Annotated in this window: 16 protein-coding genes and 1 pseudogene; 10 read left to right on the forward strand and 7 right to left on the reverse strand. The window is 61.1% G+C overall.

Features of this window, described 5'->3' with window-relative positions; genetic code table 11:
• Nucleotides 1–274: 274 nt before the first annotated feature.
• From kdgD to ACM6IM_RS03935, 3 genes are all read left to right on the forward strand, one after another.
• Nucleotides 275–1,183 (forward strand): 5-dehydro-4-deoxyglucarate dehydratase, encoded by a 909-nt coding sequence (gene kdgD, locus ACM6IM_RS03925; RefSeq protein ID WP_414864242.1) that lies wholly within the window; start codon nucleotides 275–277, stop codon nucleotides 1,181–1,183.
• Between the two features lie 189 nt (nucleotides 1,184–1,372).
• The gene (locus tag ACM6IM_RS03930) at nucleotides 1,373–1,513 is read left to right on the forward strand and encodes a hypothetical protein (protein WP_414864243.1); all 141 of its coding nucleotides are present in this window, start codon (nucleotides 1,373–1,375) and stop codon (nucleotides 1,511–1,513) included.
• 17 nt (nucleotides 1,514–1,530) lie between these two features.
• Entirely contained in the window at nucleotides 1,531–1,902 is a 372-nt protein-coding gene (locus ACM6IM_RS03935) for a hypothetical protein (protein WP_414864244.1), read from the forward strand.
• Here ACM6IM_RS03935 and ACM6IM_RS03940 read toward each other — a convergent pair.
• Nucleotides 1,899–2,783 (reverse strand): AraC family transcriptional regulator, encoded by an 885-nt coding sequence (locus ACM6IM_RS03940; RefSeq protein WP_414864245.1) that lies wholly within the window; start codon nucleotides 2,781–2,783, stop codon nucleotides 1,899–1,901. The two genes, ACM6IM_RS03935 and ACM6IM_RS03940, sit on opposite strands and share 4 nt — an antisense overlap.
• A gap of 149 nt (nucleotides 2,784–2,932) precedes the next feature.
• Here ACM6IM_RS03940 and ACM6IM_RS03945 point away from each other — a divergent pair, with 149 nt between their 5' ends.
• Nucleotides 2,933–4,003 (forward strand): aldo/keto reductase, encoded by a 1,071-nt coding sequence (locus ACM6IM_RS03945; protein WP_192303317.1) that lies wholly within the window; start codon nucleotides 2,933–2,935, stop codon nucleotides 4,001–4,003.
• Between the two features lie 21 nt (nucleotides 4,004–4,024).
• Nucleotides 4,025–4,537, forward strand: coding sequence for a nuclear transport factor 2 family protein (locus ACM6IM_RS03950; RefSeq protein WP_414864246.1), 513 nt, complete (start codon nucleotides 4,025–4,027; stop codon nucleotides 4,535–4,537).
• A gap of 77 nt (nucleotides 4,538–4,614) precedes the next feature.
• Here the strand turns inward: ACM6IM_RS03950 and ACM6IM_RS03955 are convergent, their stop codons facing one another.
• Nucleotides 4,615–5,505 carry an EamA family transporter gene (locus tag ACM6IM_RS03955; RefSeq protein ID WP_414864247.1) on the reverse strand — a complete coding sequence of 297 codons (891 nt, stop codon included), beginning with the start codon at nucleotides 5,503–5,505 and terminating at the stop codon, nucleotides 4,615–4,617.
• Nucleotides 5,502–6,743, reverse strand: a complete 1,242-nt coding sequence (locus ACM6IM_RS03960; protein ID WP_414864248.1) for an MFS transporter — start codon at nucleotides 6,741–6,743, stop codon at nucleotides 5,502–5,504. The genes ACM6IM_RS03955 and ACM6IM_RS03960 overlap by 4 nt, the downstream gene beginning before the upstream one ends.
• 128 nt (nucleotides 6,744–6,871) lie before the next feature.
• Between ACM6IM_RS03960 and ACM6IM_RS03965 the strand changes: the two are divergent.
• Nucleotides 6,872–7,309 (forward strand): annotated as a pseudogene (locus ACM6IM_RS03965) (winged helix-turn-helix transcriptional regulator); the annotation flags it as partial.
• Nucleotides 7,310–7,327: 18 nt separating this feature from the next.
• On the opposite strand, the gene ACM6IM_RS03970 reads toward ACM6IM_RS03965, so the two are convergent.
• The gene (locus ACM6IM_RS03970) at nucleotides 7,328–8,428 is read right to left on the reverse strand and encodes an acyltransferase family protein (protein WP_414864249.1); all 1,101 of its coding nucleotides are present in this window, start codon (nucleotides 8,426–8,428) and stop codon (nucleotides 7,328–7,330) included.
• Nucleotides 8,429–8,643: 215 nt separating this feature from the next.
• On the opposite strand from ACM6IM_RS03970, the gene ACM6IM_RS03975 reads away from it, so the two are divergent.
• Nucleotides 8,644–9,570 (forward strand): Gfo/Idh/MocA family protein, encoded by a 927-nt coding sequence (locus ACM6IM_RS03975; RefSeq protein ID WP_414864250.1) that lies wholly within the window; start codon nucleotides 8,644–8,646, stop codon nucleotides 9,568–9,570.
• Between the two features lie 60 nt (nucleotides 9,571–9,630).
• Here the strand turns inward: ACM6IM_RS03975 and ACM6IM_RS03980 are convergent, their stop codons facing one another.
• The gene (locus ACM6IM_RS03980) at nucleotides 9,631–9,870 is read right to left on the reverse strand and encodes a hypothetical protein (RefSeq protein WP_414864251.1); all 240 of its coding nucleotides are present in this window, start codon (nucleotides 9,868–9,870) and stop codon (nucleotides 9,631–9,633) included.
• 385 nt (nucleotides 9,871–10,255) lie between these two features.
• Between ACM6IM_RS03980 and ACM6IM_RS03985 the strand changes: the two genes are divergently transcribed.
• Entirely contained in the window at nucleotides 10,256–10,417 is a 162-nt protein-coding gene (locus ACM6IM_RS03985; protein WP_414864252.1) for a DUF2986 domain-containing protein, read from the forward strand.
• A 32-nt stretch (nucleotides 10,418–10,449) separates the two neighbouring features.
• On the opposite strand, the gene ACM6IM_RS03990 is transcribed toward ACM6IM_RS03985, so the two are convergent.
• Both ACM6IM_RS03990 and ACM6IM_RS03995 read right to left on the reverse strand, forming a co-directional pair.
• Nucleotides 10,450–12,576, reverse strand: a complete 2,127-nt coding sequence (locus ACM6IM_RS03990; RefSeq protein WP_414864253.1) for a TonB-dependent receptor family protein — start codon at nucleotides 12,574–12,576, stop codon at nucleotides 10,450–10,452.
• Nucleotides 12,577–12,758: 182 nt separating this feature from the next.
• On the reverse strand, nucleotides 12,759–13,682 hold the full coding sequence (locus ACM6IM_RS03995; RefSeq protein ID WP_414864254.1) for a LysR family transcriptional regulator: 924 nt from the start codon (nucleotides 13,680–13,682) through the stop codon (nucleotides 12,759–12,761).
• Nucleotides 13,683–13,818: 136 nt separating this feature from the next.
• On the opposite strand from ACM6IM_RS03995, the gene ACM6IM_RS04000 reads away from it, so the two are divergent.
• The gene (locus ACM6IM_RS04000; RefSeq protein ID WP_414864255.1) at nucleotides 13,819–14,874 is read left to right on the forward strand and encodes a tartrate dehydrogenase; all 1,056 of its coding nucleotides are present in this window, start codon (nucleotides 13,819–13,821) and stop codon (nucleotides 14,872–14,874) included.
• Between the two features lie 109 nt (nucleotides 14,875–14,983).
• Nucleotides 14,984–16,339, forward strand: coding sequence for a dicarboxylate/amino acid:cation symporter (locus ACM6IM_RS04005; RefSeq protein ID WP_414864256.1), 1,356 nt, complete (start codon nucleotides 14,984–14,986; stop codon nucleotides 16,337–16,339).
• The last annotated feature ends 66 nt before the right edge of the window (nucleotides 16,340–16,405 follow it).

Consider the following 16,405-nt stretch of genomic DNA (forward strand, 5'->3'; position numbering starts at 1 on the left):
GCGAACGGAGCATAAGTTTGACCACCTTTTATTATTAGTTATACGTCGTCGTATGACTTGAAGTGAGTCTTTCTTTTCGTCCGATTGATGTCAACGCGATTCAGTGTTTTGCCTGAGTCAAACTTCTTATTGGTCAGATAAAGGATATTGATCACTGTAAAGTTGAAGGTTGTTTATCCAACTTTAAACGTCACGGGGATTGTTTTAAGTGCAGTTGTATGATGTCGTATAAATTCAATTGCTATTCCTTGATAATAAAAAAGGTGAAAACACGATGACTCCTTCCGAGCTTCAATCTGTCCTGTCTTCCGGGCTTCTGTCTTTTCCGCTGACCGATTTCGACGCGCAAGGCGAATTCAACGCGGCCAGTTATGCGCGACGCCTGGAATGGTTGGCGCCCTACGGCACCAGTGCGTTGTTTGCGGCGGGCGGCACCGGCGAGTTCTTCTCCCTGGCCGCGGACGAATACAGCGCCGTGATCAAGACCGCCGTCGATACCTGCGCCAGCAGCGTGCCGATTCTGGCGGGTGTCGGCGGCTCGACGCGCCAGGCGATCGAATACGCGCAGGAGGCCGAGCGTCTGGGCGCCAAGGGCTTGCTGCTGCTCCCTCACTACCTGACCGAGGCCAGTCAGGAGGGCGTCGCGGCCCACGTCGAAGCCGTGTGCAAGTCGGTGAAGATTGGCGTGGTGGTCTACAACCGCAATGTCTGCCGCCTGACCGCTCCGTTGCTTGAGCAATTGGCCGAGCGCTGCGAGAACCTGATCGGCTACAAGGACGGTCTGGGCGATGTCGAGTTGATGGTGTCGATCCGTCGCCGCCTCGGTGATCGCTTCTCGTACCTGGGCGGCCTGCCGACGGCAGAGGTGTACGCCGCTGCCTACAAGGCGCTGGGCGTTCCGGTTTACTCGTCGGCGGTGTTCAACTTCGTGCCGCAACTGGCTACCAATTTCTACCAGGCGATTGCCCGGGACGATCACATGGCCGTTGGCAAAATGATCGATGATTTCTTCCTGCCGTACCTCGATATCCGCAACCGCAAGGCGGGCTATGCCGTCAGTATCGTCAAGGCCGGTGCAAAAATTGTCGGTTATGACGCAGGCCCGGTCCGCACACCGCTGACCGATCTCACTGCACAAGAGTACGAAATGCTCGCTGCGCTGATTGATAAGCACGGCAAGTAATCACCCTCGATGATCCCTTGATCCCTTGATCCCTTGATCCCTTGATCCCTTGATCCCTTGACCCCTTGATCACTGGACAGTGCGACGCCGCGCAGGAATCCTGTTCCTGCGCGGCGTTTTGTTTGCCGACGGGATCGGCACATCGTTTCGTGGTTTACTGAGGTCAATGTTCAAGGGAGTGGTTGAGTCATGGAAAACGCATTCAAACAGCCAATGTTTGTCATCGGAATACCGTTTTTCGCAATCGGCATCGCGACTGCGAACCCGGGTTTCTGGATCATCGGGCTGGTCTTCATGGTGATCGGGTGGTCACAGCGTTCAAAGCGTTGAAGCGAGGGCAGCGTTTCATGGAAATGGAGAACAATGCCCTGATGTTCCTGAGGCAGCATCGGTATTGGATACTGGCATTGATGATTGCCGCCTCACTGGTGAACGCCTTTTATCGTTTCACCGGGCACTGGCAGAGCTTCTGGACCGTCCTGCTCTTGCAGGCCTATTTCGGCCAGGTCGTGTTTGCCTATCTGCGAGGGGGAACGGTCCAGTTAGCGGCGGGTGGCGGCTTGTCCAGGGATGCACATCCACTCGGCCGCGCCGCATTGGCAGCGTTTGCACTGGCGGTGTATCTGGTGTCGTTCGGCTACGAAGGCCACTCGCGGGAGCCGTCGATTCATGACAAGAGGCCGGGCGACTGGACCCTGCCGACCCGAAGCGATCGCTAGGTCATTCGCCGCAGCCGCTCGGCATCCTTGCCTGGCGGCAAGCCAAACATTCGCCCGTAGTCGCGGCTGAACTGAGAGGGGCTTTCGTAGCCCACACGGTACCCGGCTCCTGCGGCATCGAAGGCCTGCGCCACCATCAAACGTCGCGCTTCCTGCAACCGCAACTGGCTGCGAAATTCCAGCGGGGTCATGGCGGTGACGGCTTTGAAGTGCTCGTGAAAGGTGGAACGGCTCATGCCGGCGATGTCGGCCATGTCCTCGATCCTGCAACTTTCGTGGTAATGGCTGCGTAACCACGCTATGGACCTGGCGATCTGGCTAAGGCGACTGTCTGCCCTGGCCATCTGCCGGATGACGCCGTTACTGTTGCCGATGAGCAGGCGGTACAACATCTCGCGAATGATCAGCGGCGCCAGTTCGCCGATGTCAGCCGGCGTATCCAGCAGGCCGACGAGCCGGACGGCGGCATCCAGCAAGGGCGGGGTGATCGTGTTGAGTTCGATGCCCGACACGGGCAAATCGCGGGTTTCATCGGGAGTGGGGTGTCGCAGGGCGAGGTCACTCAAGGCGCTCATGTCCAGGTCGAGGACCAGGCACAGATAGGGCGCCTGCTCGCTCGCCTCGATGACCGAGCCCATCACGGGGATGCCCACGGAGGCCACCAGATAAGTGGCGGCATCGTAGACATACGATGCGCTGCCGGCCACCACGTGTTTGCGGCCCTGGGCAATCAGGCACAGTGTGGGTTCGTACACGACGGGCATGGGCACCGTGGGCTGGCCTGAGCGAACCAGGCTGACGCCGGCAATCGGCGTGTCGTGGATGCCGTCAGTCGCCGCATGGCGACTGATCAGGTCGATCAGGCTTTGCAGAGCGTCCATGTGTACCCCGTTGATTGTCGAAAGAAATGCGCAACCCATTCACCCGGATAATCGTGCAAGAACCCAGGACGATCCGTCTACGAGTGAGCGCACCCTGGCGGGCAGACTCTTTCCTACAGGTCAGACCCCACTTCTGTAAGGAGGCCATCATGCCCACAATCACAGCGCTCGACCACTACCGCCTGCTCGGACGATCAGGTATGCGCGTTTCGCCGCTTGCCCTTGGCACCATGACCTTTGGTGCCGACTGGGGCTGGGGTTCGGATGAAGCGCAGGCGCGGCAGATTTTTGATGCCTATGTCGATCGGGGCGGCAATCTGGTCGACACCGCCGTCAACTATACCGGCGGCGCCTCCGAGCGCATGCTTGGCCAATTCCTCAAGGGCAAGCGTGACCGTCTGGTGGTGTCGACCAAGTACACCATGGCTCGTGACCCAAGCGATCCCAACTCGGGCGGCAATCACCGCATGAACCTGATGCGTTCGGTGGAGACCAGCCTGAAGCAACTGGACACCGACCGTGTCGAACTGCTGTACCTGCATGCCTGGGATTTCACCACCGGTGCCGAGGAAGTCATGCGCGCCCTGGATGACCTGGTGCGCGCTGGCAAGGTGCTTTATCTCGGGATCTGTAACACCCCGGCATGGAAAGTCGCAGAACTGCAAACCCTCGCAACCCTGCGTGGCTGGGCGCCTCTGGTGGCGTTGCAGATCGAGTACAGCCTGGTGGAACGCAGTGTCGAACACGAATTGATACCGATGGCCGAAGCCATGGGCCTGGGCGTCTTGCCGTGGTCGCCGCTGGGCGGCGGCATCCTGACCGGCAAATACAGCCGCGATGATTTGAGCCAGGCCAGCGAAGCAGGCGTCTCCTCGACACGCAAAGGCGTGATCAGCTCTTCGGGCCATATGAATGAACGCTCACTGCAGATCGCCAGCGTGGTGACGAACGTCGCCGCCCAACTTGGCGCGACACCTTCCCAGGTAGCCCTGGCGTGGACGCTGCTCAATCCGGCGGTTGTCGCACCCGTGATGGGGGCCAGGACGCTGGCGCAGGCGGAGGACAATCTGGGGGCATTGAGCCTGCAACTGGAAGACGAGCACATCGCTCAATTGACTGACGCCAGTGCGCCTGATCCTGTTTTCCCCGGTCGATTTGTGTCGCGCCCGATGGTTCAACAATTGATATTCGGCGGCACCCGGTTGCAGCCCCGGGTGTGATCTGCAGAGGAGATCATGTTCATGTACTCATCACTTTTTCAAAAGACGCGTTGGTTAGCCCTCGCCGTGCTGGTGGGCATGGGGCTTTGGTCCGGCGCGATCCATGCCAATTCCGCCGTCGAAGCACGCAACAAAAAACAGGTCAGCGAAGCCTTCGACCGCTGGGCCGCAGGCGGCACCACGTTCTTCAGCGACCTATTGACCCAGGACGTGGTCTGGACCATCAAGGGTTCCAGCCCCAGTGCCGGCGTTTATCGAGGCGTCGATGCTTTCGTCGAGCAAGCCGTGCGGCCGTTTGTCTCGCGTTTATCGAGCCCGGTGCGACCGGTGCGCAAGCAGGTCTGGGCGGATGGCGATCACGTGGTGATCCAATGGGAGGGTGTCGGCACAGCGCGTGATGGCCAGGCCTACAACAACAGTTATGCCTGGGTCTTCCACATGCGCGACGGCAAGGTCTTCGAGGCCACGGCGTTTCTCGATCTGGCGCCGTACGATGATGTGTTGCGGCGTATTCCCGAGCCTGCGCGGGAGTAATCAGGCGGCAGGCTATCGGTGAACCCCGCGCGTTGTCCGAGGTCAGTGGTTCGACAAAGGAAAGCCGAGCCGTGACTTCAAGACGGGCAGCGATGCCTGAGCATCGCGTTCAGCAACCGCTGGCCGTACAGGCCGACACCCAGCCCCGAGACGATGAGCGCCACGGCAACGAGTTTGTTGAGCGACAGGTGCTCGTCGAACATCACCACCGAGCCGAGCAAGCCGAACACCGGCACCAGCAAGGACAAGGGGGCGACGGTGGACACCGGGTATCGTTTGAGCAGCGAGTTCCACACCCAATAGCCGAACAAGGTGTTGGGGTAGACCTGGAACAGGATCGACAGGATGGCGCGACTGTCCAGTTGATTGACCAGTGCGCTGTAGCCTGTCGAACCGTTCACCGCGTACTCAAGCGCAAACAGCGGGATCGGCGAAAACGCGCTGGACCACACCAGGAACGCGAATACCTGTGTGGTTCGAGCCTTTTTGTTGATCATATTGGCCGCACTCCAGGCCAGTGCGCCGAGCAGCACGAGGATCAACCCGGCGCTGGTGACGGTTCCATCGACAATGGAGAGAATGCTCAACAAGCCGCACAGTGCGAGGCCCATGCCTGCCAGTTGATAGCGGGAGATCGCTTCCTTGAAGACCCACGCGCCGAGCAGAAGGGTGAAAAACGCGCTGAACTGCAGCACCAGCGAGGCGATGCCTGCTGAAAGTCCAGCCTTGATGCCCAGGTTGACCACACCCCAGAGCCCGATACCGAAGATCAGTCCGTAACCCACGATGTAGCGCCATTGCACGTCGGGTCTGGGGATGAAAAAGATCGCGGGAAGTGCGCAGAGGGTAAAGCGCAGGCCGGCAAGAATCAGGGGGTCGACCGTACCCAGCCCCAGCTTGATCACCGAGAAGTTCAGGCCCCAGATGGCGGTGATCGAAATGGCGAGCAGCAGGTGCCGCGTCTTCATGCTGATGGTCCTTGATCGGTCGTTGAGGAATGTACGGTGAAAAACCACAGCACGAGTGCCGTTGCGCTGATCGAGGCGCCCAGCAGGCTGACCGCAGGCCAACCCCAAAGCGCGTACACCTGGGTCGCGGCGGCGGCGCCGAGTGCGCTGCCCACCGAGTAAAAGCACATGTAGGCGCCGACCATGCGACTGTGCGCGTCGGGCCGCGCCGCGAAAATCAGGCTCTGGTTGGTGACGTGCACCGCTTGTACCGCGAAGTCGAGCAGGATCACGCCGAAGACCAGCGCGAGCAACGACGTCTCGGCCAGCGCAATGGGCAACCAGGACAGCGTCAGGATGGCCAGCGAACACCCGGTGACCCGTTGCCCATGTCCCTGATCAGCCCATCGACCGGAGCGCCGGGCTGCCAGCGCACCGGCGATGCCGGCCAGGCCAAACAGGCCGATGGCCGTATGAGACAGCGACAGCGGTGGGGCGCTCAAGGGCAGCACCATGGCGGTCCAGAGCACGGAAAAAGCGGCGAAGATCAGCAGGGCCAGCAAACCTCTGATCCGCAGGATCGGGTCGGTCAGAAACAGCATGAACAGTGAGCGGATAAGCCCTGTGTAGCTGGAGTGATTGCGCGGCGCTGCGGTGGATGGCAGGACCCTGCAGAACACGATGGCGAGGGTCAGCATCAACCCCGAGGAAACGAAATAGACGGTGCGCCAGCCCGCCAGGTCCGCGATCATCCCGGCGCTCAACCGGGCCAGCAAAATGCCCAGGACAATGCCGCTGGTGACGGTTCCCACGGCCTGGCCACGTTGTGCCGGTGTCGCCAGCACGGCGGCGTAGGCCACCAGCACCTGCACTACCACGGCCAGCACGCCGACGACGATCATGGCGGCCAACAGCACCCACCATTGCCACGCGGCACCGACCGCGATGAGCGCCAGCGCAGACAGCAGCACTTGCGTCAGTATCAGCCATTTGCGGTTCAGCAAGTCGCCCAATGGCACGATGAACAACAAACCCAGCGCATAACCCACCTGGGTCGCCGTCACCACCATCCCGATCAGGGAAGGGCTGACGCCCAGGCTGCGGGCCATGGAGTCGAGCAGGGGTTGGGCGAAGTAAACGTTGGCGACCGCCAGCGCGCAGGTGACGGAAAACAGCAGGGTGAGCGACGGGCAAAGCCCCACAGAGTCGCCGGCATGCCGGACGAATGGTTGGCGGGTGCAGTCGGCATCGGCTGTCATGTGAATCTCCCTGGGGTAAACTGGTTTCAAATCAAAACTTGATTCGGATGTTGCTCAATCAAGTTTCAAATTGCAACCACATTGGTCGAAGAGATTGGCCTGGGCCGATCAAAAAAAGGGGAAAGACGATGATCGAAGAGGCTTCACCCTCCGCCCGTGAATGCCCGGTGGCCCGAGCGCTGGAGGCCATTGGCGATCGCTGGTCGCTGATGATCGTTCGCGACGCATTCGATGACATTCGCCGGTTCAGCGAATTTCAAAAGAACCTGGGGGTGGCCAGGAATATTCTGACCGCGCGATTGAAAGCGCTGGTCGAGGTGGGGGTGTTCGAGGTTCGACCGGCGTCGGATGGCAGCGCCTACAAGGAGTACGTCCTGACGGAACAGGGCCGGGAGATCTTTCCGATTGTCGTCAGCCTGCGACAGTGGGGCGAGCGTTTTCTGTTCGAGCCCCACGAGACGCGCTCCCTGCTGCTGGACGATGAGCGGGGTGAGCCGTTGATGCCGATTGAGGTTCGTTCCGCCAGCGGCCAGAAGCTCGGGCCGTCCGACTGTCATCGCCTGAGGTCTGAGCCGTGGACGGGATTACAATTGATTGAGCACCGCGGCGTCCGTGCGTCTGAACTTGATGCGTCGGCTCCAGGCGATGGCGGGGCGTTCGAACAGGACGTAGGCGATCGCGGCGAAGGCGATGCAACTGGCGATGATCAGGACCGTCGCCAGCGCGTCCGAAGCCAGCCCGGCCGGCATGAAACGCCGGTAAATGCGCATGAAGGTGCCCGTCACCGGGGCATGGAACAAGTACAGGCTGTAGGAAATCAGCGCCATTTTTTGCACGGGGTAGCTGGTCAGGAAGCCCAGCGTGACGGAGCGATTGATCAGCAGGCAAAACGCCAGGCCGGTCAATCCAGCCGCCATTGCAAATGAGTCGTCGCCAACCACGCCGATCAGCAATATCAGTGCGCAATAGGCCATGGCGACGAAGCGGCTTTGCGCCGTGCCGGAAAGGGTCTGTGCGCACAGCACGCCAGCCATGAAGCTGTACCAGAATGCGATGAACCCGCCTTTCCAGCCGATCGAGTGAATGATCTCGGTGGGCCAGAGCAGCGCCAGCAGTGCACTGGCCCAGATGAAATGGTTGCGCGACTTGAACACTTCGCTGCCGGCGGCCTGATCGGCGAGCCACAGCAGCAGGGCAAAGGCGATGTAGAACTGGACCTCGATACACAGGGTCCAGAACACCGTGATGATGTTCTTGATGCCGAGGATATCCTGGAGAAACACCAGGTGCGCCAGAATGTCCGTGACGCCTGGCATCTCGATTGCCGGTTGGCCGAACAGGCGCTTGGTGGCAATCACGGCCACCCCCAGTGCAATGGCGGCATAGTAGGGCGGTGCCAGGCGAATCAGCCGGCGCGCGACGAAATGTGCAGCGTTGACATTGTTCATCGTCACCCGAGACGTGGTAGTCGCCATGACGATGCCGCTCAGCACGAAAAAGACCGGGACGCCCAGGTGACCGGCATCGAAGACTGCATATTTCAACCAGGAGGGGATGGTCGCAAGCAGCGTCGGGATGTGGCTGCCTTCGGACAGATGGAACAGCACCACCCAAAAGGCCGCAAAGCATCGCAACGCGTCAACCAGGGCAAGGCGATGCCTGTCGTCAGTGGTGATTACATTCATTCCCGCTACTCCCTTCGCTTGCCACGGATACCGATCATTCAGTAATGCGACCACTGTGCCGAAAGCTTAGCATCTGCCGGCGCCTGTCAAGCCGGCGAACCCGGCCGGCGACATTTTTGTCTCAGGGGCAGCACGCCACCCATGACTTCCCCGCGATACAGACGTATCTTGCCCGTTCGCCGATCCAAACAAGACAAACAACAAGGAGTCATTTGATGCAACCGATCCGTCTCGGCCTGGTGGGTTACGGCAAGATCGCCCAGGATCAACACGTGCCGGCGATCAAGGCCAACCCCGCGTTCCAGCTGGTGTCCGTCGCAACGCAGGGTCAGCCCTGCGCCGGGGTAGAGAACTTCAAGTCGCTGGGTGAGTTGCTGGAAAATGGCCCGCCTGTCGATGCGATTGCCTTTTGCACCCCGCCGCAGGGCCGCTTCGCGCTGGTGCAGCAGGCGCTGGCGGCGGGCAAGCATGTGCTGGTTGAAAAACCGCCCTGTGCCACGCTGGGTGAAGCGATGGCATTGGCCGATCAGGCCGGCGAACAGGGGATCAGCGCCTTGTTCGCCTGGCACTCGCGGTATGCGCCCGGCATCCAGGCCGCCCGTGACTGGCTGGCTGGCCGTACCTTGAACAGTGTGCAGATCGACTGGAAGGAAGATGTGCGCAAATGGCACCCCGGCCAGACATGGATCTGGCAGCCTGGCGGCCTGGGCGTTTTCGATCCCGGTATCAATGCCTTGTCGATTGCCACCCACCTGTTGGCGCTGCCGCTGTTCGTCGCCTCTGCCGAGCTGCGGGTGCCAAATAACTGCCAATCGCCGATTGCCGCTTCGATCAGGATGTCCGATGCGCGCCAGCTCGATGTGCGTGCCGAGTTCGATTTCGACCACGGCCACGATGAGCTCTGGAGCATCGAGGTCCGCTGCAGCGAAGGCACTCTGCGCCTGGATAACGGGGGGGCGTTGTTAAGCATCGACGGCGTGCGCCAGGCCGTGTCGGAAGAGGGGGAATATGCGGCGGTGTACCGGCATTTTCATCAACTGATCGCCGACAAGGCCAGCGACCTGGACCTGCAGCCACTGCGACTGGTGGCCGACAGCTTTTTTGTCGGCAGTCGCACCCTCGTTGAACCGTTCTACGATTAGTCGCCGCCGGGGGTCAACGCTGCGGCAGGTTGCAACCTGCTGCGGCGCCGGTCGGGCCGGTCATTCGAGCCAGGTGTTGATCACCCGACGATCCAGCTCCTCCCAATCCGCCATGCCTAACACCCGGGTGGTGTTCAAGCCGCGCAGATAACCGCGTAACTGCTGAGCAGCGGCCTGGACGAGCTCGGGATCGGGCGCACGCTCGTGCACCAGGATGGTTTCGTACTGGACCAGGTACTCGGCCACCCGATCACGGTATTCAGGTAAAACGGCATCGCGGATCAAGTCAAAGGTTCTCAAGCAGCGTTCCTCATGAAATCTTGGTTTTATGGGCTGTGCGTTCGCGGTGACGGCGCGCAAGTCCTGCTAGAAATAATCCGCGGGATGATGAAACGCAAGTTCTGCTTCAGGGGCGGCCGTGGGTGCCGATGTATCCTCATGACCGCCGAGCAGAAAAAGCCGCTGCGGTTCAGCGTCAAGCCCGGTGACGCCGTCTGCATTGTCAGTTTCCACGCCAGCTCGCTGACGTGGGCATCACCCACCGCTCCGAAAACCTGCAATTTCCTGGCTGGCCCCACGCGAGCGCCAAGGATGTATTTGGAAAGGGGCTGTGCAAGTTTGAATAACGCGGGACAATGCGGGTTCACCCGCCGGCTCGCAACGTCGGCAAAACCGAGTGGACAAGATGAATCGCCGTAAAAAGATCAAACAGCTGCTGGAAGCCCACGCCAAAAAGGCCAATGCCAAGTTGGCGCCGAAGAACAAGCCCAGGTACATCAGCAAGGCTGACCGCTTGAAGCTGGAGGCTGAGACCCCAGACGCCCCGAGTTTGACGTCCGAGGCCTGATCACGCCCGCTGCATGGGTTGAGCCGAAGGCTTCAGCGCCAGCTCCACGACACCCCGACATAGGCCGCCAGACCTTCGCCCGGCGTGGATCGCGCGGCGTCCAGGCCTTTGTCGTCGTAGCCCGGCGTCACGGTGGCGGCGTAGCGTTTGTCGGTCAGGTTGCGGATGTCCAGCCAGGTCTGCCAATCGTCCTTGGGCGCGTTGTAGCCCAGGGTGGCGCCGAAAATGGCGTAAGGGTCGGCGTAATAGCTGTTGGCGTAATCGACTGCGACCCTGGACACCCACTGGGTGTTGACCGCTGCAAAGAACCCTTGCGGCCAGTCGTAGCGCAGTTCGCCCTGGTAGTAGTGCATTGGCAGGCCGGGCAGGCGGTTGTCGCCGAAGCGGTCATCGTCGCGGTAATGGAAATCGCTGAAGGTGTAGCTCTGGCGCAGGCTCAGCTTGCCGCCGTCGTCTGGCGACCACAAGGTGCTTTGCAGGCTGGCTTCCACCCCCTGGTGCACCGTGGGGCTGGCGTTGAGTTCGTAGGGCGTGGTGGCGTTCGCATCCGGCAGCACCGAGAGCAACTCGTGGCGTACCTGCGCGTAGTACCAGGCCAGGCTCCATTGTCCGATGCCACTGTCGCCGCGGCCACCCAGTTCCAGGGTGGTGGCGGTCTGATTTTGCAGTTCGACCGGATCGCGCTGGGTTCCGGTGGCGGGGCCGCTGCCGGCCGGGAAGCGCTGGTTGGCGCTGTAGATCAGCGACCACGGATGCGGTCCTTCGACCGAGCGACTGAGGTTGCCGAACACCTGCAGGTCGGGCGTCAGTTGGTAGCGCAGCCCCAGGCGCGGGGCGTAGTCCCAATCCCCCAGGCTGGTCTTGCCACCACCGTCGGGGTAGGTCACCGCGCTTTCGCGACGGGTATAGATGGCGGCCAGGCCCGTGGTCAGCCACAGGTCCTCGGCGATTTCCAGGTCATTGCCCGCATGCAGGACGGTGTCCGAACCCTGATAGGTAAAGTTGCGCATGTGCGTGCCGGGCGCGTAGCCGGCGGTGTTGCCACCGGGGATGCGCACCTGCTCGCTGGCCCCGGCGTTGGGCAGGTGCTTGGTCACGCGCAGGCCCACCGTACTGTGGCTTTCCAGCCCCCAGAGCGTGTCGCGACGCTTGTAGTCGAAGGTGCCGCTGACGTCGGTGTAGGCAACCTTCAGGCGGTTGGGGCCTTCGCGCAGGTCCATCGGGTAGTCGTGATAGGCCAGGCCGGTCTGGATGCTTGAGTCGTCATCGAGATAAAACGTGGTCTTGTTGCCGATGAAGGTGCTGCCCGGCTGCTTGCGACGGTCATCGCGCGCGACGTAGGCGGGGTTCGCCGCTCGCGGATCATGTTCGATGGCTTGCTGGGTGACCCGTCCGGCGAGTTCGTTGTCGGTCTGGCGGTAGCGCAGGTAGAAGCGCGTCTCCAGGTTCGGATTGAAGCGATACCCGACGTTGGCGATGATCCCCTGGCTTTCGCTGGCGGTGTGATCCTGATAACCGTCGGCGCGCGAGTCGGTCAAAGACAGGTAGTAGTCGAAATCGCCAAGCACCTGCCCGGAGCTGACCTGACGCTGTTGATAGCCGTGGCTGCCCATGGCGTAGCGCACTTGCAAGCGGGGCGCGGTGTAGCCGGTGTGACTGACGTAATCGATGGCGCCGCCCAGCGCCAGGGCTCCGCGGTCGAAGCCGTTGGCACCGCGCAACACTTCCACGTGATCGAGCCATAGCGGTTCGAGCAATTCATAGGGTGTGCCGCCCGGGCCGGTCAGCGGCAGGCCATCGAGCATCGTGTACAGCCCTGAAGCGTGGGCGCCCGGTGCGCGGTTGATCCCTGAACCACGGATCGAAATCTTCACCCCTTCATTGCCCGCCGACTGCGCGTAGACCCCCGGCTGATAGGCCAGCACGTCCTGGTTGCTGGCCACCCGGCCTTGCAGGGGACGACGCAGGTCCACCACGTTGGTGCCGCCCGGCACCTCGGCAAGCCGGGCGTTGGCGTCTTCGATGGATTGATCTTCGCTGCCCGGTTCTTCGGCCCCGATCAGCACTTCTGCCAATTCCAGTCCCTGGGCCTCGGCCAGGGTTGGACACACGAGCGCCAGGCCCAGCAACGCAGCGGGCAGGGATTTGGGCGAGGGCATTGAGAGAACTCCAGACGTCCGGGAATAGGCCATGAAGAACTGCGACGCAGGGAGGAACGAAGGAAACACATGGGAATTTTGTTTTTTTGCAGGAGCGGGGCTTTGCCGTTCCGCGCTTCTCAGGAAAAACCCCAGCAACCGGCTTTCGCGGGTTTGCCGGCGTGCGTCGAGGCCTGTGCGTTTCAGTCGTGGAGACCGGCCGTTTCATCCAGATGATCGATGTGCTTGAAACGGTCGACCAGAAAGTCGATCAGACGGCGTACCCGCGCGGAAAGGTACAGCTGTTGCGGGTACACCGCGTAGACATCGGCGCGGGTCGGTGTCTGGTCTTCCAGGACCAGGCGCAGGCGGCCACTGCGTACATAGCGGGCGATGTCCCATTCGGCGCGCAACAAAATGCCGTGCCCCTCCAGCGCCCAGTTCAGCGCCACCTCACCGTCATTGCAACCCAGCGCACCGCGCACCTTGACGTTTTGCGTGCGGCCACCGTTGGTGAAGCTCCACACGCCGTAGGGCGTTTCGTTTTGTCGCAGAAAGATGCAGTTGTGTTGTTGCAGGTCCGTCAGCCGCTGCGGCACTCCGTGCTTTTCAAGGTAGAGCGGCGAGGCGCACAACAGGCGGCGGTTGGACGCGATCTTGCGGGCATGCAAGGCCGCATCCGGCAGCGTGCCAAACCGGATGCCCAGGTCGAATCCGTGCGTCGCCAGGTCCAGGGGGTGATCGCTGATTTCCAGCTGGACTTCAACCTCCGGGTACTGTGCGAAGAATGCGCCGAGGGCAGGGCCGATGTAGCGACGACCAAAGCCCAGGGAAGCGTTGACCCGGATCAGTCCCTTGGGGGTGGCCCGAGTGCTGTTGATCAACTGCTCGACCTCATCGATCTGCGTCAGGATGCGTGCGGCATGGGAGAAAAGCAGTTCGCCTTCAGCGGTCAGGCTCATCGAGCGCGTGGTGCGATTGACCAGGCGGATGCCCAGTCGAGCCTCCAGCGCGCTGAGGCGCTTGCTCACGGCCGGAGGCGTGATGCCCAGCTCCCGGGCGGTCGCGGCGAGGCTGCCCTTGTTGGCCAACAGATAAAAAAAAGACAAATCCAGGGTCTGGCTCATTCGTAACTCAAAGTTATTTATGTAGTGATTTTGAGTAACTCACACCTAATTATTCACTACATATACTCCGCTCACCCCCTGCTTGAACAGTCCGTTCGACAGGCAAAACAAGAACATCAAGAGAGTGGAGTTGAGCATGAGCGCATACAGAATTGCAGCGGTTCCAGGTGACGGCATCGGTGTCGAAGTGATCGCCGCCGGTGTTGAGGTGCTGGAGGCCTTGTCGAGAAAAACCGGCTTCCAGCTGGATTTCAAGCACTTTGACTGGAACTCGGACAACTACCTCAAAAACGGCGACTACATTCCCGAGGGCGGCCTGGAGGAGCTGAAAACCTTCGACGCCATCTTCTTTGGTGCGGTGGGCGCGCTCAACGTACCGGATCATATTTCCCTCTGGGGCTTGCGCCTGCCGATCTGCCAGGGTTTCGACCAATACGCCAACGTGCGTCCGGCACGGGTGCTGCCGGGGGTGAAAAGCCCGCTGCACAACGGCGATCAGATCGATTGGGTGGTCGTGAGGGAAAACTCCGAAGGCGAGTACTCCGGCAACGGCGGCAGGGTGCACCGTGGCCTGCCGGAGGAGGTCGCCACTGAAGTCTCGGTGTTCACCCGTGCCGGGGTCGAACGCATCCACCGCTTCGCTTTCGAGCTGGCGCAAAGCCGTCCGCGCAAGCACCTGACCCTGGTGACCAAGTCCAACGCCCAGCGGCATGGCATGGTGCTGTGGGACGAAATTTTCTACGAAGTGGCCAAGGATTTTCCGGACGTCAGGATCGACAAGGAGCTGGTCGACGCGGTGACGACGCGCATGGTGCTCAAGCCATCGACCCTGGACGTGATCGTGGCCACCAACCTGCACGCCGATATCCTCTCCGACTTGGCGGCAGCGCTGTCCGGCAGCCTGGGGATCGCGCCGACCGCCAACCTCAACCCGTCACGCAAGTTCCCGTCGATGTTCGAGCCGATCCACGGTTCGGCTTTCGACATCACCGGCAAAGGCGTTGCCAACCCGATCGCAACGTTCTGGACGGCGGCCATGATGCTTGAACACCTCGGCGAAAAAACAGCGGCCAAGCAGTTGATGTCGGCAATCGAAGCCGTCACCGAGAGCGGTTTGCATACCCCTGATCTCGGCGGCAACGCCACCACACGCCAGATCACGGAGGCGGTCATCGCGTTGATCAACCGCTGATCCTGCACCAGCGATTCAAAGTAGTACTGCGGCACAACGCCCGGGGGGCAGGTCACCTGACCTGACCCCAGGGCATTTCCTGACAACAATAAAAAATCAGGGCCCTGTCATGAAAAGAATATTTGGCAAACTCTATGTACAAGTACTGATCGCCGTCATCCTTGGCGCGGTCGTCGGCGTGTTCGTTCCCGAAACCGGCGCTGCGCTCAAACCCCTGGGCGATGCTTTCATCAAACTGATCAAGATGCTCCTCGCCCCGGTCATCTTCCTGACCGTGGTCACGGGCATCGCCCGCATGGAAAACATGAAGGAACTGGGGCGCGTCGGCTTCCGCGCGCTGCTCTATTTCGAAGTGGTGTCGACCCTGGCACTGGTGGTCGGCCTGGTGGTGGTCGATGTGTTCAAACCCGGCGCTGGCATGAACATCGACGTCGCCACCCTCGATACCTCCAGTCTGGCCACCTACACGTCGGCGGTGAAGCACGCATCGTTCATGGATTTCGTCATGAACATCATCCCGGACACCATCGTCGATGCCTTCGCCAAGGGCAACGTCCTGCAGATCCTGCTGTTTTCCATTCTGCTGGGCATCGCCCTGGCGCATGTCGGCCCCCGCGGCAAAGCGTTCGTCGATACGCTGGATAGCCTGATGCAGGGCATGTTTCGCATCGTCAACATGGTCATGCGCCTGGCTCCGATCGGCGCATTCGGGGCCATTGCGTTCACCATCGGCAAATATGGTTTCGGTTCGCTGTTCTCGCTCGGCAAGCTGATGGCCTGCGTGTACCTGACCTGCGCCGTGTTCGTGATCTTCGTGCTGGGGCCGATATGCCGCTACAGCGGGTTCAGCCTGTGGAAGTTCCTGAAGTTCATCAAGGAAGAGCTGTTCACTGTCCTGGGCACCAGCTCTTCGGAGTCGGTACTGCCGCAGATGATTGCCAAGATGGAAAAGGCCGGGGTGTCCAAACCTGTCGCCGGCATGATCATTCCCTCGGGCCTGACCTTCAATCCGGACGGGCAGGCGATCTACTACACCATCGCCGCGATCTTCATCGCCCAGGCGACCAACACGCCGTTGACCCTGACCGATCAACTGATCGTGCTGGCGGTACTGATGTTCACGTCCAAGGGCTCGGCGGGCGTCACGGGCTCGGGGTTCATCATTCTGGCGGCGACCCTGTCGTCACTGGGCACCATTCCGGTGGCGGGCATGGTCTTGCTGCTAGGGGTCGACCGATTCATGTCGGAAGCGCGAGCGATCACCAACACCATCGGCAATGGCGTCGGCACCCTGGCCATTGCCAAATGGGTCGGGGCGCTGGACACCGGCAAATTGAATCGCGCGCTCAAGGGTGACATCGAAGCGCCGAAAAACGTGGCGGTTCAGGTCGAGCGTGTGTTTGCTCATTCGGCAGTGGAAGACGGGCCAGGGCTGCCAAACCTGAAAAAGGCCTCCCGGGCCTAGGGGAATCGAAGGTACTGCTCAGCCGGACGTCCGGACAATTTGCCGTTTTTACGTAGTCCTCGACGG

Source organism: Pseudomonas sp. IT-P12, from assembly GCF_949767465.1.
Lineage (GTDB): Bacteria > Pseudomonadota > Gammaproteobacteria > Pseudomonadales > Pseudomonadaceae > Aquipseudomonas.

Coding starts and splice junctions, on each gene's coding strand:
- kdgD (WP_414864242.1), top strand. CDS start 275: ATGACTCCTTCCGAGCTTCAATCTGTCCTGTCTTCCGGGCTTCTGTCT.
- ACM6IM_RS03930 (WP_414864243.1), top strand. CDS start 1,373: ATGGAAAACGCATTCAAACAGCCAATGTTTGTCATCGGAATACCGTTT.
- ACM6IM_RS03935 (WP_414864244.1), top strand. CDS start 1,531: ATGGAAATGGAGAACAATGCCCTGATGTTCCTGAGGCAGCATCGGTAT.
- ACM6IM_RS03940 (WP_414864245.1), bottom strand. CDS start 2,783: ATGGACGCTCTGCAAAGCCTGATCGACCTGATCAGTCGCCATGCGGCG.
- ACM6IM_RS03945 (WP_192303317.1), top strand. CDS start 2,933: ATGCCCACAATCACAGCGCTCGACCACTACCGCCTGCTCGGACGATCA.
- ACM6IM_RS03950 (WP_414864246.1), top strand. CDS start 4,025: ATGTACTCATCACTTTTTCAAAAGACGCGTTGGTTAGCCCTCGCCGTG.
- ACM6IM_RS03955 (WP_414864247.1), bottom strand. CDS start 5,505: ATGAAGACGCGGCACCTGCTGCTCGCCATTTCGATCACCGCCATCTGG.
- ACM6IM_RS03960 (WP_414864248.1), bottom strand. CDS start 6,743: ATGACAGCCGATGCCGACTGCACCCGCCAACCATTCGTCCGGCATGCC.
- ACM6IM_RS03970 (WP_414864249.1), bottom strand. CDS start 8,428: ATGAATGTAATCACCACTGACGACAGGCATCGCCTTGCCCTGGTTGAC.
- ACM6IM_RS03975 (WP_414864250.1), top strand. CDS start 8,644: ATGCAACCGATCCGTCTCGGCCTGGTGGGTTACGGCAAGATCGCCCAG.
- ACM6IM_RS03985 (WP_414864252.1), top strand. CDS start 10,256: ATGAATCGCCGTAAAAAGATCAAACAGCTGCTGGAAGCCCACGCCAAA.
- ACM6IM_RS03990 (WP_414864253.1), bottom strand. CDS start 12,576: ATGCCCTCGCCCAAATCCCTGCCCGCTGCGTTGCTGGGCCTGGCGCTC.
- ACM6IM_RS03995 (WP_414864254.1), bottom strand. CDS start 13,682: ATGAGCCAGACCCTGGATTTGTCTTTTTTTTATCTGTTGGCCAACAAG.
- ACM6IM_RS04000 (WP_414864255.1), top strand. CDS start 13,819: ATGAGCGCATACAGAATTGCAGCGGTTCCAGGTGACGGCATCGGTGTC.
- ACM6IM_RS04005 (WP_414864256.1), top strand. CDS start 14,984: ATGAAAAGAATATTTGGCAAACTCTATGTACAAGTACTGATCGCCGTC.